Here is a 14,907-nt window from a genome sequence, read left to right as displayed (position 1 = left end):
TCAGGCCTTACGCCTCAATGGGGCTGTGTCGGCGCAGCGATCGCGATCAACCACTACCAACGTGAGCCTAAACGCGGCTGGTGGCGTGCATGGCTCACATAAAACTAAAGCCAAATAGCAGCAAAAAATCAGACTGGTATTATCCCGGGTTTTCATCGAACTAGGGAAAGACGGGTGAACAAGGCAAAGGACTTTGTAGCAAGCTTTTGGGCCAACCTGGACGGCTGGATCATTTTTTTCAACATATCCAGCGGCCTACTCCTGGGCACTACTGTCGGCATCATTTTCGCCATATGGTTACAAAAACGCGGCTACCTGGCACGCGCTAATCGCTGGCATCACTGGCTACTCAAACTGTATTTCCTGGCGCTACCCTGTATGGGGGGCTTTGTTGGCGTGCAGGCAGGTGTACTTTACGCTGTTGAAAAGCAGCTGCACCGCGAGATAGACCGACAGGAGCCTGCAGTCCAGCAGATGAGTCTCGCCATCATGGCCAACTTCTATCTATACGCTGATAGTGTTGCGCAGGACTACGACCTAACCCAGTACACCTCGCTGTCTCCCCGGGACGCACTGCTGCTGATGGTCGATAATTACATGGCGACCAACCCCATTCAGGTGTTCGAAAACCCGGAAGAGCTGGGCCTGCTGCAGCGCTTTACGCAAAAGGTACTCGAGCGCTCAGCCAGAGCCCAACTGGTCTGGCTGGTTGATAAAGTGATCATTGAAGATATAGTCGTGCGCAAAGGCGCCGAATATACCCGCTTCAGCGCTGATACCATCGAAGATATGACCGACGAGCCGTTCGATACCCTGTTCAGCGCACGCGCCATTCTCGACTTCACCAAACGCCAAGTCAGCAAGATATGGTTCAGCTACTACGTTACAGTCGCACTGCAGTGGCTTCTCGTGATGGCGTTGATTGGTATTGAGTTTGGCGTTTCTCGATACTTTGGCCAGTGGCGGCGCAAACGAGAGCCGACAGCAGATAGTGCTGGCAATGACGAGGCTTTGGTAGCGGGGCAGTAAACTCGAACGGCTAATACTGGCCCGCATCGATGCAGATGCAGGCCGGTATTAGCCCATGTAAGGCTTCTTAGCATTCAACAGCAAGGCTATGCTCGCTGCCTGCACACACCGAACGAAAATCCAGATAGTGCTCCAGCACCTGGTCCGGCGCTTCGACCTGCGGATAGTGGCCTATATTGTCCAGCAACACGGTGTCCGCCTGCGGAATCAGCTCGCGATAGCGCGCCACCATGTGAGCGCCCGAGACCGGATCTACTGCGCCGTCAATAACCCTCATCGGCACCTCGGTACGCTGCATGGCATCCACCCAGCGGTCGCGTTGTACCTTGCGTTCGGCTATATAACGAATCAACAGATGCATCACCTTGGGCCCCTGATTGAACTCCATCATGCGCCAAAAGCCGTCCATCTCCTGCTGGCTCGGTTGCGTCTGAGGTCCAAAAATTCTGCCAAAGGTCTGCGCCATGTTCTCACGCTGGTAACGACGCCCAACGAGAAAGCCAATAGGGCTCATCAATAGCTTCTGCAAACGGACCGGACGATGCGTTTCCGGAAACAAACCGCCGTTTAGAAAACACACCGAATTCAACCTGCCCGGCCCAACAAACTCTCGCGTCAAAAGCTCCTGAGCCACGCTATCGCCATAGTCATGCGCCAGAATATGGTAGCTGTCCACACCGAGATGACGAAGCACCTCCTGCAGCAAGTCGGCCTGATCCAGCAAACTGTAGTGGTAATGCCGTGGCTTGGCTGAAAATGCAAAGCCCATCATATCGACGGCAATCAGCCGGTAACGACGGGCCAGTGAGTGCCAGAGATAGTGCCAATCCCAGGAGCCGGAAGGGAAGCCGTGAATCAACAACAGAGGTTCACCCTCGCCTGCCACCCAGTAGCGGGTTTTGTAACCTCGATAGTTGAACTCGCGCCCCTGAACGATCCAGTCGTCCAGGGGAATGCCGCTGAGTTTATCCATCCGGTTAAACGTCAAAACCAGGATTTACACGCTGAATTTTGCGCAGCAGCGCGGGCCACGCGATCCCGGCACCAGCACCTTTGGTAACCGTTTTCATACTGGCCGCGGCGCCATCCAGAACAGCCTGCGGAATGGGAATCAGCTCGGCGTTCTGTGCTTGTGCTCGTACTTGAATTTCACAGCAGCGCTGCAGGGTGTACATGGTCAGAAAGGCTTCAGCAACCGATTTACCACACACCAACAAGCCATGGTTGCGCAGTATCAGATTGTTGGCGCGTCCCAGGTCTGCCTGCAGGCGAGGCTTCTCTTCAGCGTTCAGCGCAACGCCCTCATAATCATGATAGGCAAGGCTGCTGAGCACAAAAATCGACTGCTGAGAGATGGGCAAAATACCTTCTTTCTGCGTCGACACAGCGATACCGGCGGCAGTATGGGTGTGCAATACGCAATTGGCATCGTGACGTATTTCGTGGATCGCACTATGAATCGTAAAACCGGCGGGATTTACGTCGTAGGGCGACTCCACTACCTTGTTGCCCTGCAGGTCAATTTTTACCAGGTTGGATGCAGTCACTTCCTCAAACATCAAGCCATAGGGGTTGATCAGGAAGTGCTCGGTGCCCGGAATCTTGGCGGAGATATGGGTGAAGACCAGGTCGTCCCAACCGTACATGGCAATCAGCCGATAGCACGCCGCCAGCTCAACCCGGACCTGCCACTCTTCAGGACTGACGTGCTCTTTGACGCTCTTTTCCACCAGTGAATGTACTGCGTTCATCGGGCAATCCTCTTTTGTTGGAATAATGTAAAGGCCCCCTTGTGGGCCGCTGCCGGTACAGGACATCCCCCAGTGCATGCGGCATACTATGGGATATTCAGTATGAGAGGGAGTCTAGACGGTGACGGCGAAGCGGACTGTCAAACACTTTACAGTGTCTGGCATGCAGGACACTGATCGCCTGGCCAAGCTGCTGCAGAAGAATCGCTGGTTCAGCGAACTGCCGCAGGATGTGCTGGATGAAATGCTGGCCCTGGCCAGAGTGCGTACGCTGACTGACGGCGAATTTGTCTATGCCAAGGACGATCAGCCGGACGGTTTATACGGCGTTATCAGCGGCGCAGCGCGTATCAGCAATATTGGCCCCGATGGTCGCGAAGCAGTGCTGGCCGTATTGACACCCGGCAGCTGGTTCGGCGAAATATCGCTGTTTGATGGACTACCCCGCTCCCACGACACCATCGCCAGCGGCAATACCGAACTGCTGATGATTCCGCGCGTCGGCTTTCAACAGATACTGGAGCGCCGACCGGAACTCTATCCCTTATTCATGAAATTGCTGTGCCGGCGCATCCGTATCTCTTTCGCCATGTTGGAAGACAGTGCTTTGCTGCCGCTTTCATCGCGCCTAGCCAAGCGCTTGCTCATGCACGCGCACAATTACGGCCAGACCGATGATGAGGGCGGGCGTCCCTGTGTGCAGCTCTCACAGGAATCACTGGGGTTGATGCTCAACAGCTCGCGCCAGAGCATCAATAAGTTACTCAAACGCCTGGAGAGCCTGGGCTGGCTGCAGATTCAGTATGGTCAGATCCTGATCCTGGATGAGGAGCGGCTGACCCAACTTGCCAGTGGTGCACCGCTGCCTGCCAATGCCGGCTGATCAGGCTTTTAATGCGGCTATAAAGCGCCCAACCCAGGGCTCTGCGTCGGTTTCCGGCGTCACGGTCTCGCTGGCGTCCAGCCTCAACAGTGGCTCGACCTCACGGGCCTGCAGCTCCAGCAGTAACTCGCGAAACTCCTCGCCAGCCTGGCAAAAGGTATCGCCATAGGCAGCATCGCCAAGAGCGATCACGCCAAAGGGCATGGCTGTCAGCAACGGAAAGCGGTCGCGCATCTCATGAAAGAGCGGCACCAAGGGTTCAGGCAACTCGCCCATGCCGGTGGTAGAGGTGCAGACCAGTAACGCCTCGGGCTGCAACGCGAGCAGCGCGTCCAGATTCAATAATCGCAACCGACTGACCCTGAGCCCTGCAGCCTCACACAGGGCTTGCGCCTCATCCGCGACCAGGTCCGCCGTACCAAATACAGTGCCGCTAAGAATAACCAGATGCATTACTCCACTCCCCTCTCACTCGATTCATCAATCCCGCTATTATGCCGCAAAGCACTCAGCGGGGCGCAGCGCAGCTGGACAGTCCTGCCCACTGCTATAGAATGCCGAAAAGCATAAAGGAGTCTGTGTACACCATGATCAATGCCAAATTACTGCAGCTGGTGGTCAACGCGTCCAACGACGGCATCGTAGTCGCCGAACAGGAAGGCGACGACAACATTCTTATTTATGTAAACCCTGCATTTGAAGCGCTGACCGGTTACAGCGCGGATGAAATCCTCTATCAGGACTGCCGTTTTTTGCAGCGCGGTGATTTTGACCAGGAGGGCTTAAGAATCATTCGCGAAGGTATTGTGAAAGGTGAGCCTTGCCGCGCCGTGCTGCGCAATTACCGTAAGGATGGCAGCCTGTTCTGGAACGAACTGTCGATCACTCCGGTGTTCAATGAAGCCGACCGATTGACCTACTTTATCGGCATTCAAAAAGACGTATCGGCCCAGATTGAAGCCCAACAGAGAGCCGACGCGCTTGAAAAGGAACTAAACGAATTACGCGGAGCACCAAGTTGATAGCCGGCGCTATCAACCGACCTGCTTTCATTTCAACTAGCAAGATAACCGCCAAGCAACTGGCGAACTCGCTCGGTTAGCGTACCTTGCACCAGCCCCAGGCTACTTATCTGCGCCTTAGCCAGAGCCGTGCTCTGTAATTCACAGCACGCCCCCAACACCGCTACAGCACAGTCCAATTGTTGACTCAGTCGCGGCAACTGACGGGTCAACAGGCTGTTATCCAATGCCAGGTCACTGAATAGCAGCAAGCCCTGATAGCGCCCGCTCTGGGTCATGATCAATAAATCTTCTGCCGCTGGCAAGGACGTCAGATAGGCGATATTCAGATCGGCCTCAGCCAGAAACAGGGACGCAACCAGCACTTCCACTTCATCCTGGGGTGGCTGCAAACCAACCAGCATGACACTGGGGCGGTCGGGACGGACAAAAGCAATCCGCTGCAATAGACGGCCGCGCAAAAATCCATCCAGCAGCGCCCACTGCGCAGTCGAGCCGGGCTGCCCAGCTCGGGTACGATACTGCCGCCACACGGGCAGCAACACATCGTTGCATACCTGCGTAAGCGTCCAGTGCGAAAATAACAGGGAGTAGGCTCGTTCAAGCTCAAGCACATCCCCACTGGCAACCGCATCCATCAAACGGGTGCGCGCTGCGAGCACATACTGCTCTGCCTGATCTTCTATGTGCGCAGCTGTTGCAGCGCTCAGCGAGGGCTGCGTCTGCCGGTCAATAATAGAAGCCACCTTGCTGACCGGAACGCCTCGACCAATCCAGCTGACGATCGCCTTGACCCGCTCAATATCACGCATTGAGTAGAGACGGTGACCACTCTCGGTGCGCTGCGGTACTAACAACCCATAGCGCCGCTCCCATGCGCGCAAGGTCACCGAGTTAACGCCAGACAAGCGAGATACCTCACGTATGGGATACAGCGTATCGTTGGCCAGAAGTGGGCCAGAAGCATAATCAGTCATTGTATGGTCACGGGCGGCGGGTCGCCTTGGCTCTCGGATCAGTTGTACGAGTATTGTACATAATATTACGATTTTTTGCGGCAACGCTGGCACACTGATCTGATAGCAACTACAACGTAATCACCAATAGACTGATGCCAAGCGGGTTGTGCGTGTTAACATGAGCAATTCACACCGCTGTTGAACGATGCTGTCCATCTTGTACAGCCCATCAAAACAACCGCATCTATACACTTATTACTGACTCAAGTGAGCTATGAGCCAAGCCACAAGTATACTCATTACGGGTGCCGCGCAGCGGGTCGGCCTGCATTGCGCCAAACGCCTGGTAGAAGATGGACACAGGGTCATCATCAGCTGCCGAGCATTGGATGAGCAGCGTGACGCTGCACTACCGGAAGGTGTTGAAGTACTGCTCGCCGATTTTTCTACCACGGCAGGCATCCAGGGGCTGATTGATCAACTGCATGAGCGGGCCGTCAGCCTGCGCGCAATTATCCACAATGCGTCTATCTGGATGGACGACCAGGAAGGTCATGCTGCACTGCAGCAAATGTTCATGGTGCACATGCAAGCCCCCTACATGATCAATAGCCAGTGTGCAGACCTGTTCCCTGCCGATGCAACCGGGGACATCATTCACATCAGCGACGATGTAACCCGCAAGGGTAGCGCCAAGCATATAGCTTACTGCGCCAGTAAAACAGGACTAGAGGGACTATCGCGCTCCTTTGCCGCGCAACTGGCCCCACGTATCAAGGTCAACTGCATCAACCCGGCCTTGATCATGTTCAATGAAGACGATGATGCCGACTATCGAGCCAGAGCACTGGCCAAGTCGGCAATGGGCATGGAGCCCGGCCCCGAGGTGGTTTACCAGTCGGTTCGCTATCTGCTGGACAACCCCTACACAACCGGAACATGCCTGTCGCTAAATGGCGGCCGGCATCTTAAATGAGCCGACGAGAAGACATTATGAGCCTGGAAAAGCTGTCACAGAACTATCTGGAAGTACTGACCAATCTGGGAGAAAACCCCGAGCGCGAAGGTCTCAAGGGCACACCTGAACGTGCGGCCAAAGCCATGCAGTTTCTCTGCCACGGCTACAACCAATCACTGGACGAGATCGTCAACGGCGCGCTCTTCCAGTCTGACAATGATGAGATGGTCATCGTCAAGGATATCGAGCTTTACTCGCTGTGTGAGCACCATATGCTGCCCTTTATCGGCAAGGCGCATGTCGCCTACATCCCCACCGGCAAGGTGATTGGCCTGTCGAAAGTGGCCCGCATCGTCGACATGTTCGCGCGGCGACTGCAGATCCAGGAAAACCTGACCCGACAGATCGCCGAAGCACTGCAGAAGGTCACCAATGCACGCGGCGTCGCAGTGGTCATCGAAGCCAAGCATATGTGCATGATGATGCGCGGCGTAGAAAAACAGAATTCATCCATGCATAGCTCGGTCATGCTGGGCGACTTCCGTAACTCGGTTAATACCCGGCAGGAGTTCCTGCAGCTGATTGGTCGGAACTGAGATGAGCATACTGGCACCGGGCCTGGCCCGCATCCGCATCAAGGACCTGCGTCTACGCACCTACATTGGCATCAAGGATGAAGAAATCCACAATCAGCAAGACATCCTGATCAATGTGACCATACTCTACCCGGCCGACGATGCTGTCGCCGTCAACGAGATAACTCAGGCGCTGAACTATCGCACCATCACCAAAGCGCTCATTGCCCATGTAGAGGGCAACCGCTTTGCCCTGCTGGAGCGGCTGACCCAAGAGCTGCTGGACATAGTGATGCAGCACCAACAAGTGCACTATGCGGAAGTCGAAGTAGACAAGCCGCACGCACTGCGTTTTGCTGAATCGGTATCCATTACTCTGAGTGCACAACGCAACTGACGCGGCCGATTGACTTTGGCTGATTGCGTTTTATGCTTGGCGCACCTGGTTGTCAGCCATCAAGGGTGCGCTGACATAAACAACATAAGCTGATGAAAACCGGAGTTGATGATGACCCAACAGGAACGTCTTGAACTTGAAGCGGCAGCCTTCCGTAACCTGGTCAGTCATCTGCGTAGCCGCAAGGATGTGCAGAACATCGAGCTGATGACACTCGCAGGCTTCTGTCGCAACTGTCTGTCCAAGTGGTACAAGGGGGCAGCAGACGATATGGACATCGAGCTAAGCATGGATGAAGCACGTGAAGCCATCTATGGCATGCCCTACGCTGACTGGAAAGCCAAATACCAGACTGAAGCCAGCCCGCAGCAACAAGCCGCCTTCGAACGAGCGCAGAAACAGGATAAAGCATGACCCCCGAGCAGTTTGTCGCCCGCCTGGGCAAGCCAGAGCACCAATTCGCGGATACCCTCAGCTTTATCGAGCAACACTATCACTATCAGCCCAGCGCATTTGCGAACGGCGCCATACACAATACAGAGGACCAGAACCAGGGCTCCTGCAAGGTATTGGCAGCGGCGCAGGACCTGCAGCTAACTGACCTGCAGACACTGCAGTGCTTTGCCGAGCACTACCGGTCTGTTCTGGACAACCCCACCGGCAGCGATCACGCCAACATTCGCGCTTTCATGAATAGCGGCCTCAACGCAGTATCATTTAACCGCCAGCCGCTGACCCGGCGATAACTGCGTTCACGCGACCAGGAGACTCCATGACAGTCAAACAGCTGTCCCCTAAAGGGGACTTCCCGTCTTGCGGTTTGATCAGGCGGCTGGCGGCTGCGGGTTACGACCTGCTGTTATTACTCGCCGTACTCATGGTCGCGACCTTTGCCTACCTTGGCATTTACATCGGTATATACGGGGAGGCGACAGCCCATCAGCAAGCAGACGCGGGTGGCTTTATTGGTGACCATCTGCTCAGCGTGATCATCATCATCGTGACTACCGGTTTTTACCTGCTGTTCTGGACCAAAAAAGGCCAAACCCTGGGCATGCAGGCTTGGCGTATCCGCCTGCAGCAACCGAACGGGCTCTCGATCACCCGCACGCAAGCATTAATCCGGCTGTTGGTTTGCCAGCTTTCCTGGCTCTGTGCCGGTCTGGGATTTTTCTGGCAACTCGTGGACAAGCAGTCTCGGACATGGCACGACATAGCGTCCAATACGCAACTGGTCGTTCTGCCAAAGGGTACTTTCAAGAAGTGAAGCATTACATCGGTAACTATTTTTAGCTCATCAACCCCATGCGTATGGCTTCCTGCACGGCCTGCGCACGACTACTGATCCCCAGCTTGGCGTAAATGTTTTTAATGTAACTTGTTGCCGTGTGATAACTCACACCCAACATATCGGCCGCCTCAGCCGTTTTATAGCCGTTACCAATAACCAGCAAAAACTCACGCTCGCGTTCGCTGAGTTTTGCCACTTCCTCATCCGGAGAACCCCCAGGGCGCCAGCTACCGGCTCCCGAAGCCTGTTGAAAGAAGCCCAACATACGTTGTGCAATCTGCGGCGATAACGGCGGCACACCCAGGGCTACCCCCTCTAGCGCCAGCGCGATCTGTTTCTGGCTATCGTCTTTCAATAGATAACCGTTGGCTCCTGCCTGCAACGCCGGAAACAGATGCATATCATCGTCATATATAGTGGCAACTACGAGCAAGGTTGCGGGATACCGCTTGCTGCACTGGCGAATGAAGTCAATACCTGAGCCGTCCGGCAGCTGCAGGTCGACCAGACAAAGATCGGGCTGCCCCGATTCCAGTGCCTGCAGGGCGCCATCCAAACGCCCATAAACGCTCAACCGGACCTGAGGCCAAGCCATTAAAATGGCCTCTGCCAACCAGCCCTGAGCATCCTTTTGATCTTCCAGAATCAGGACATCATTCATCACTTCAGCTCGCCTTTACCGGGATATCACATTGCGTCGCCGGGCCGCCATGCAGCGGTGAGCACCAGCAAACCTCTGCACCCAACTCGGCGCAGCGCTGTTGAATACCAAGCAAACCCAGTCCGGCTATTGGTTATTCAACTAGCGACAGCATCCCTGCGCCATCATTCTGATATTGCAACACAAGCCGATTCGGTTCCACCGATAACTGCACCGAAATAACCTGGGGCTGGGCATGCTTGAATATACTGGTAAGGCATTCGCGCAATATGCGTGAGAGGTTACGCTCCTGACGAGCGCTGAGCCGTTGATCCAGAACAGCCTCGTGCAAACGCATATCCAGCTGCACAACAAACAAACCGGAGCGTTCTCACGCCGCCGCTTGCCAGCGGCACACACTCTGCCTTTGCGAGACCTGACAGACAATCCCGGACCAGGTGCCTGAACTGCATCAATACAGGTTTAACTGACGTCTAGCCCGCCCGGCGCAACAAATAAGCGCCTATTACAAATAGCAGCGCTATCGGTAACAGCACCGCAATAAGCGGCGAGAAGCCAAATACCAAGCTCGAGGGCCCGAGCAGGTCCTGCCCTATCTGGAATCCAAAGCCGACCAACACACCGGTAAACAGGCGTTGCCCCATAGTCACCGAGCGCAGGGGGCCAAAAATGAAGGAAATAGCGACAAATACCAGCGCGGCCGTTGCCAATGGCTGGAAGAGTTTTTTCCAGAACGCGAGCCAATAAGGTTTATTGTTCAAGCCCTGATTAGACAAATATTCCTGATATTGCCAGATGCCCTTGAGCGGCAGCACCTCCGGATCAAGCAGGACCACGCGCAACAGATCGCGCGACAAATGAATATTCCACAGATCCTGGAAGGTGGTGAGCACCTCACTCTGGCCATCATCGGCAAAGCGGGTGGTTTGCACGTCTTCCATCAACCAGTCGTTGTCCTGCACGGTAGCGCGGCGCGCAAAGCTGGCCTCCAGCAAATGGCGCTGACCATCAAAGCGATAGCGCGTCACGCCATGCAATACGCCATTGGGCTGCACCGCGTTGATGTGAATGAAGTCTTCACCTTCACGATGCCATAAGCCCTTCGCCTTAACCGCCTCATTACTCCCTTCTGCGATCGCCCGGCGACTTTCTGCCAGATTCTCGGTGTAAGGAGTCACATACTCGCCAACCAATACCCCCAACACCATCAGCACCAACAGAGGCTTCATGACCGAGCCAATGATGCGCGCAATGGAAACACCGGCCGCGCGCATGATGGTCAGCTCCGAGTTGCTGGCCAGGGTGCCCAAGCCCACCAAACAACCGACCAGCGCTGCCAGTGGCAACAAATCATGCAGCCGCCGCGGCACTGTAAGCAGCACGTAAAGCAATGCCTGTACCGGGCCGTAGCCGCCTTCCAGGTCACCCAGCTCATTGATATAGGCGAACAGCAGATCAAGGCCCAGGATTATCGCCAGAACTACCAGAATACTCAGCAACACCGAGTTGCCAATGTAACGATCAAGCTTGCGCATGGGCACCTCCAGTGGCGCGGCTTGGCGCCAGCAGCGCCCGCCAGTTGAGAAGCAAACCAATAGTCAAAAAGAGCCCGTGCACCCACCATAAGCCCAGAACGGCCGGAGTTTTACCCGATTCCATCCAGCCCCGCGCACTGATAAGCAGCGCCAAGTAGGCCATATAGAGCAAAATCGCCGGCAACAGCTTGAGGAAACGCCCCTGACGTGGATTGACTCGCGACAGCGGTACGGCAAAAAAAGCAACGATAGGAACGAGTAACGGAATCGCTATGCGCCATTGCAGCTCAGCGCGCTCATCCAGCCCCGGTTCCTGCAACAACTGTCCGGTCGACATAGCCTCGCGATCTGTCACCTCGGTCTGCACCTCGGGCTTGGGTAGCAAAACGCCGTAGGTATCGTACTCAATGGTACGAAAATCAGGCTGCCCCGGCTGACCTTCGTAGCGAAAGCCCTTATTCAACACCAGGTAGCGGCTACCGTCTGCGTTCAACTCCTGCGTGCCGGTGGCCGCAACCAGAACGCCCAGCTTGGCATCCTCGCCCTCCCCCCGACGCTCGGTAATAAAAATATCTTCCAGCTGAGTGCGATCATCCGACAAGCCACCCGCATAGGTGACCCGCTTACCGCTGCCCAAGGCCTGGAAGCGGCCAGCAGCCAGCGTATCAAACTCGGTCAACGCATCCTGCTGGTTAAACAACTGCTGCGTCTTCAACACCCCGGCAGGCGCAATCCAAAAGCTCAGCAGGCCAACAATCAGCATCACCAGTAACGCAGGCCCCTGGGTGTAACCAATAATCTTGCGATCACTGATACCCGTCGCCGACAGCACCGTCATTTCGCTATCGAGATAAAGTCGACCGTAGGCCAGCAATATCCCGAGGAACATACCCAGCGGCAGAATCAGCACCATAAAGCCCGGCAGGCGATAGGCCATGATCATGAACAATACGCCGGAGTCGAGTTGGCCGGCGGCGGCCTGAGCCAGGTACTTGATAAAGCGCCCACTCATGATGATCAGCAGCAGTACGCCGCTCACCGCAGCCAGTGTCTGTAAAACCTCACGGCTCAGATAGCGAAAAACAATCACAGATAAGTTCCTTGGCTCGGGGTCTTTAAGGGTCGGCACGAATAGGCCAGAATGCAGGACTGACATGTCTGCCAGCAGCAGCCCGACAGACACCCACGGGATTTAACCCGTATTATCAGTCAATCATCACGATTTGTCTTGGGGAGCACCATGGAGTTCAACGTAAAGCACGGCGCACTGGAAACGATTAAATGCGGCTGTCTGGTGGTCGCGGTCAGTGAAAGCAAAACCCTCAGTGGCCCAGCGGCACAGCTGGACAGCGCCTGCGGCGGGCAAATCAGCGCCGCACTGAAGAGCGGCGACCTCGACGGCAAGGCCGGAAATACGCTGATGCTGTTCGCTCTGCCGGGCATTGCAGCGCAACGCATTTTATTGATTGGCAGTGGTAAAGACGAGGCGCTTAGTGATCGCGCCTGGCGTCGACTAGCGCAAAAAGCCATCACGACCCTGAAAAATGGAGCGGCCAGCGATGCGGTATTTGCCTTCACCAGCCTCCCCGTCAAGGATCGCGACCTGTATGCCCAGACGCGCCTGCTGGTTGAAACCTGCTACGACAATCTTTACCAATTCGATCAGTTCAAAAGCAAGAAGGCCGACAAGCCCAAGCTGAAAAAGGTCGCTCTCTGGTCCGCCGACAAGGCCGATGCCGCCACATTGAAGCTAGCGGTCACCCAGGGCGCAGCGATCGGCGAGGGTATGAACCTGACGCGCACACTGGGCAACCTGCCTGGCAATGTCTGCACGCCAACCTATCTGGCCAAGGAAGCCAAGGCTCTGGCCAAGGCCCACAAGGAGCTGGACGTCGAAGTGCTGGAAGAGAAAGACATGAAGGCGCTGGGCATGGGCGCGCTGCTCTCGGTCAGCGCTGGCAGCGTCGAGCCGGCCAAGCTGATTCGTATCAGCTACCACGGCGGCAAGGCCAAGGACCAGCCACACGTTCTGGTCGGCAAGGGCATTACCTTTGACACTGGCGGCATCAGCATCAAGCCTGCAGCGACCATGGACGAGATGAAGTACGACATGTGCGGCGCCGCTACCGTGTTTGGTGTGATCAAGGCCATCGTCGCCATGCAGCTGCCGATCAATCTGATTGGTTTGATTGCCTCTGCCGAAAACATGCCCAGCGGCACAGCTACCAAGCCCGGCGACATTGTCACCACCATGTCTGGCCAGACGGTCGAAGTACTCAACACCGATGCCGAGGGACGCCTGGTACTGTGCGATACCCTGACCTACGCTGAGCGCTTCAAGCCTGCCAGTGTGGTCGATATCGCCACCCTGACCGGTGCCTGCATTGTCGCCCTGGGCGGTAATACCTCAGGCCTTATGGGCAACGACGATGACCTGGTGCAGCAGCTGCTGAGTGCCGGCACCCAGGCTAGCGACCGGGCGTGGCAACTGCCGCTGTTCGAGGAGTATCAGGAGCAGCTGGATAGCCCCTTCGCCGACATGGCCAATATCGGCGGCCCCAAAGCCGGGACCATCACCGCAGGCTGCTTCCTCTCGCGCTACGCCAAAGCGTACCGCTGGGCGCATCTGGATATCGCTGGCACGGCCTGGATCAGTGGTGGCAAGGACAAAGGCGCAACCGGTCGCCCAGTACCTTTGCTGACCCAGTACCTGCTTAATCAGGCTGGCTAATGCCAGCAGCGGCAAGCTACAAGCGACAAGCCCAAGGCTCTCGAGGCCTCAGGTAACCGCTTGTAGCTTGCTGCTTGAAGCTTAAGGCTGCCCTTATGACCCGTATCGACTTCTACCTGCTCAACAGCGCACAGCCAGCTACCCGCTTGCAGTACGCCTGCCGTCTGGCTCACAAGGCCTGGCAAAAGGGCCACCACGTTTACCTGCATTGCCAGGACGAAGCCGCGGCGGAGCAGCTTGATCAACTACTTTGGTCGTTTCGCGAAGAGGCTTTCCTGCCTCATGCCCTGCGCGGCGAAGAAGTAGACGAGCCCGTCGTGTGCGGTTGCGGAGACGATCCCGGTGAGCACCACGACCTGTTGATCAATCTGAGCGACCTGACGCCTGGCTTCTTCAGCCGCTTTGCCCGTCTGGCAGAAATTGTGGTCGAACAGGATGTGGTTCGCGTACCCGCACGCGAGCGCTTCCGTTTCTACCGCGAACGGGGCTATCCTCTACAATCTCATCAGATACGGATAGCAGGATGAATCATGAAGCAGCGCGACCCTTCGGAGCCCTCACGACTGCTGGAAGACCTGGAGTCGATTCGCACCCTGCTCGATGAGCAGAGCGAAGCGCAGCCAACCTCGCCCGATGATCAACTCGACATCCCGCTGCTGCAGGATGTCATTCCCGCGCCCACCGCGCCGCCGGCATCCGGCTCTCATGTAACGCCCCCCTATAGCCTGCCGCCGCGTCCCGCGGACAAGGCACACAACCCCTTTTTGCCGTACGCATCACTGGCCAAATTGGCGGCAGAGCGGATGCAGCTAGACCAGCTGATGTCTGGTGAGGAACCACCCCCAGCTCTTTCCGCCACTGCCACCACCGCGCGCGAAGTCCGCATGGAAGCCCGTCTGCAGGCCGAAGCTCAGCTGATTCTGCAGGGCGTGATCGACGACCTGATCCCCACCATCGAAGACGAATTGCGCAAGCGGATGCAGCGCAAACTGCAACAGATAGTGCGTGAGCAGCTGAAATAAGCCTACCGGGCTGGGCCATACCCCCTCCGGACCGCTATAATGGCGGCTTTCTCTGCGCCACATTCGCCAACGGCCAATCGAGCCGTGCGACTG

19 protein-coding genes are annotated in these 14,907 nt (G+C 56.2%); 12 read left to right on the top strand and 7 right to left on the bottom strand.

Annotated features, from left to right (window positions below):
• Positions 1-174 precede the first annotated feature (174 nt).
• Complete coding sequence (locus EF096_RS08225; protein WP_123889143.1) at positions 175-1,029, top strand: hypothetical protein; 855 nt, start codon at positions 175-177, stop codon at positions 1,027-1,029.
• Positions 1,030-1,096: 67 nt separating this feature from the next.
• Here EF096_RS08225 and EF096_RS08220 read toward each other — a convergent pair whose 3' ends face one another.
• Together EF096_RS08220 and EF096_RS08215 are read right to left on the bottom strand one after the other, a co-directional pair.
• Positions 1,097-2,002: an alpha/beta fold hydrolase gene (locus tag EF096_RS08220; RefSeq protein WP_123889142.1), complete on the bottom strand. Its 906-nt coding sequence runs from the start codon at positions 2,000-2,002 to the stop codon at positions 1,097-1,099.
• A gap of 4 nt (positions 2,003-2,006) precedes the next feature.
• Positions 2,007-2,780: a class II aldolase/adducin family protein gene (locus EF096_RS08215; protein ID WP_123889141.1), complete on the bottom strand. Its 774-nt coding sequence runs from the start codon at positions 2,778-2,780 to the stop codon at positions 2,007-2,009.
• 163 nt (positions 2,781-2,943) lie between these two features.
• Here EF096_RS08215 and EF096_RS08210 point away from each other — a divergent pair, with 163 nt between their 5' ends.
• Positions 2,944-3,663 (top strand): Crp/Fnr family transcriptional regulator, encoded by a 720-nt coding sequence (locus EF096_RS08210; RefSeq protein WP_123889140.1) that lies wholly within the window; start codon positions 2,944-2,946, stop codon positions 3,661-3,663.
• Here EF096_RS08210 and EF096_RS08205 read toward each other — a convergent pair whose 3' ends face one another.
• The gene (locus EF096_RS08205; RefSeq protein ID WP_123889139.1) at positions 3,664-4,116 is read right to left on the bottom strand and encodes a flavodoxin domain-containing protein; all 453 of its coding nucleotides are present in this window, start codon (positions 4,114-4,116) and stop codon (positions 3,664-3,666) included.
• 134 nt (positions 4,117-4,250) lie between these two features.
• On the opposite strand from EF096_RS08205, the gene EF096_RS08200 reads away from it, so the two are divergent.
• Positions 4,251-4,685, top strand: a complete 435-nt coding sequence (locus EF096_RS08200; protein ID WP_123889138.1) for a PAS domain-containing protein — start codon at positions 4,251-4,253, stop codon at positions 4,683-4,685.
• 32 nt (positions 4,686-4,717) lie between these two features.
• Here EF096_RS08200 and EF096_RS08195 read toward each other — a convergent pair whose 3' ends face one another.
• Positions 4,718-5,662 (bottom strand): MerR family transcriptional regulator, encoded by a 945-nt coding sequence (locus tag EF096_RS08195; protein WP_123889137.1) that lies wholly within the window; start codon positions 5,660-5,662, stop codon positions 4,718-4,720.
• A 256-nt stretch (positions 5,663-5,918) separates the two neighbouring features.
• Between EF096_RS08195 and folM the strand changes: the two genes are divergently transcribed.
• From folM to EF096_RS08165, 6 genes are all read left to right on the top strand, one after another.
• Complete coding sequence (folM, locus tag EF096_RS08190; RefSeq protein ID WP_123889136.1) at positions 5,919-6,620, top strand: dihydromonapterin reductase; 702 nt, start codon at positions 5,919-5,921, stop codon at positions 6,618-6,620.
• Between the two features lie 17 nt (positions 6,621-6,637).
• Positions 6,638-7,198, top strand: coding sequence for a GTP cyclohydrolase I FolE (folE, locus tag EF096_RS08185; RefSeq protein ID WP_123889200.1), 561 nt, complete (start codon positions 6,638-6,640; stop codon positions 7,196-7,198).
• Between the two features lies 1 nt (position 7,199).
• Positions 7,200-7,574, top strand: coding sequence for a dihydroneopterin triphosphate 2'-epimerase (folX, locus tag EF096_RS08180; RefSeq protein ID WP_123889135.1), 375 nt, complete (start codon positions 7,200-7,202; stop codon positions 7,572-7,574).
• A gap of 111 nt (positions 7,575-7,685) precedes the next feature.
• Positions 7,686-7,988 carry a DUF1244 domain-containing protein gene (locus EF096_RS08175; RefSeq protein WP_123889134.1) on the top strand — a complete coding sequence of 101 codons (303 nt, stop codon included), beginning with the start codon at positions 7,686-7,688 and terminating at the stop codon, positions 7,986-7,988.
• On the top strand, positions 7,985-8,320 hold the full coding sequence (locus EF096_RS08170; protein ID WP_123889133.1) for a HopJ type III effector protein: 336 nt from the start codon (positions 7,985-7,987) through the stop codon (positions 8,318-8,320). The genes EF096_RS08175 and EF096_RS08170 overlap by 4 nt, the downstream gene beginning before the upstream one ends.
• Positions 8,321-8,346: 26 nt before the next feature.
• On the top strand, positions 8,347-8,841 hold the full coding sequence (locus EF096_RS08165; RefSeq protein ID WP_123889132.1) for an RDD family protein: 495 nt from the start codon (positions 8,347-8,349) through the stop codon (positions 8,839-8,841).
• A 22-nt stretch (positions 8,842-8,863) separates the two neighbouring features.
• On the opposite strand, the gene EF096_RS08160 is transcribed toward EF096_RS08165, so the two are convergent.
• From EF096_RS08160 to lptF, 3 genes are all read right to left on the bottom strand, one after another.
• On the bottom strand, positions 8,864-9,526 hold the full coding sequence (locus EF096_RS08160) for a response regulator transcription factor (RefSeq protein WP_123889199.1): 663 nt from the start codon (positions 9,524-9,526) through the stop codon (positions 8,864-8,866).
• Positions 9,527-9,999: 473 nt separating this feature from the next.
• Positions 10,000-11,061, bottom strand: a complete 1,062-nt coding sequence (gene lptG, locus EF096_RS08155; RefSeq protein ID WP_123889131.1) for an LPS export ABC transporter permease LptG — start codon at positions 11,059-11,061, stop codon at positions 10,000-10,002.
• Positions 11,048-12,151 carry an LPS export ABC transporter permease LptF gene (lptF, locus tag EF096_RS08150; protein ID WP_123889130.1) on the bottom strand — a complete coding sequence of 368 codons (1,104 nt, stop codon included), beginning with the start codon at positions 12,149-12,151 and terminating at the stop codon, positions 11,048-11,050. Before lptF ends, lptG begins: the two co-directional genes overlap by 14 nt.
• Before the next feature lie 150 nt (positions 12,152-12,301).
• Between lptF and EF096_RS08145 the strand changes: the two genes are divergently transcribed.
• The 3 genes from EF096_RS08145 to EF096_RS08135 all read left to right on the top strand — a co-directional run bounded on the left by EF096_RS08145 (position 12,302) and on the right by EF096_RS08135 (position 14,814).
• Complete coding sequence (locus tag EF096_RS08145; RefSeq protein WP_123889129.1) at positions 12,302-13,792, top strand: leucyl aminopeptidase; 1,491 nt, start codon at positions 12,302-12,304, stop codon at positions 13,790-13,792.
• Between the two features lie 95 nt (positions 13,793-13,887).
• Positions 13,888-14,319, top strand: a complete 432-nt coding sequence (locus EF096_RS08140; protein WP_123889128.1) for a DNA polymerase III subunit chi — start codon at positions 13,888-13,890, stop codon at positions 14,317-14,319.
• 3 nt (positions 14,320-14,322) lie between these two features.
• Positions 14,323-14,814, top strand: a complete 492-nt coding sequence (locus EF096_RS08135) for a hypothetical protein (RefSeq protein ID WP_123889127.1) — start codon at positions 14,323-14,325, stop codon at positions 14,812-14,814.
• Positions 14,815-14,907 lie beyond the last annotated feature (93 nt).

Origin of the sequence: Pseudomonas neustonica (genome assembly GCF_003797945.1) — a bacterium.
In the GTDB taxonomy this organism is placed as follows: Bacteria; Pseudomonadota; Gammaproteobacteria; order Pseudomonadales; family Pseudomonadaceae; genus Halopseudomonas; species Halopseudomonas neustonica.
Note: the sequence above shows the minus strand (reverse complement) of the source record. Positions and strands in the feature narration are given on the sequence as shown.

Excerpts from the sequence above, each read along its gene's own strand:
- lptG (WP_123889131.1), bottom strand. The coding sequence starts at position 11,061 with ATGCGCAAGCTTGATCGTTACATTGGCAACTCGGTGTTGCTGAGTATT.
- EF096_RS08160 (WP_123889199.1), bottom strand. The coding sequence starts at position 9,526 with ATGAATGATGTCCTGATTCTGGAAGATCAAAAGGATGCTCAGGGCTGG.
- EF096_RS08165 (WP_123889132.1), top strand. The coding sequence starts at position 8,347 with ATGACAGTCAAACAGCTGTCCCCTAAAGGGGACTTCCCGTCTTGCGGT.
- folM (WP_123889136.1), top strand. The coding sequence starts at position 5,919 with ATGAGCCAAGCCACAAGTATACTCATTACGGGTGCCGCGCAGCGGGTC.
- EF096_RS08220 (WP_123889142.1), bottom strand. The coding sequence starts at position 2,002 with ATGGATAAACTCAGCGGCATTCCCCTGGACGACTGGATCGTTCAGGGG.
- folX (WP_123889135.1), top strand. The coding sequence starts at position 7,200 with ATGAGCATACTGGCACCGGGCCTGGCCCGCATCCGCATCAAGGACCTG.
- EF096_RS08205 (WP_123889139.1), bottom strand. The coding sequence starts at position 4,116 with ATGCATCTGGTTATTCTTAGCGGCACTGTATTTGGTACGGCGGACCTG.
- EF096_RS08145 (WP_123889129.1), top strand. The coding sequence starts at position 12,302 with ATGGAGTTCAACGTAAAGCACGGCGCACTGGAAACGATTAAATGCGGC.
- folE (WP_123889200.1), top strand. The coding sequence starts at position 6,638 with ATGAGCCTGGAAAAGCTGTCACAGAACTATCTGGAAGTACTGACCAAT.
- EF096_RS08140 (WP_123889128.1), top strand. The coding sequence starts at position 13,888 with ATGACCCGTATCGACTTCTACCTGCTCAACAGCGCACAGCCAGCTACC.
- EF096_RS08170 (WP_123889133.1), top strand. The coding sequence starts at position 7,985 with ATGACCCCCGAGCAGTTTGTCGCCCGCCTGGGCAAGCCAGAGCACCAA.
- EF096_RS08195 (WP_123889137.1), bottom strand. The coding sequence starts at position 5,662 with ATGACTGATTATGCTTCTGGCCCACTTCTGGCCAACGATACGCTGTAT.
- EF096_RS08200 (WP_123889138.1), top strand. The coding sequence starts at position 4,251 with ATGATCAATGCCAAATTACTGCAGCTGGTGGTCAACGCGTCCAACGAC.
- EF096_RS08175 (WP_123889134.1), top strand. The coding sequence starts at position 7,686 with ATGACCCAACAGGAACGTCTTGAACTTGAAGCGGCAGCCTTCCGTAAC.
- EF096_RS08210 (WP_123889140.1), top strand. The coding sequence starts at position 2,944 with ATGCAGGACACTGATCGCCTGGCCAAGCTGCTGCAGAAGAATCGCTGG.
- EF096_RS08215 (WP_123889141.1), bottom strand. The coding sequence starts at position 2,780 with ATGAACGCAGTACATTCACTGGTGGAAAAGAGCGTCAAAGAGCACGTC.
- EF096_RS08135 (WP_123889127.1), top strand. The coding sequence starts at position 14,323 with ATGAAGCAGCGCGACCCTTCGGAGCCCTCACGACTGCTGGAAGACCTG.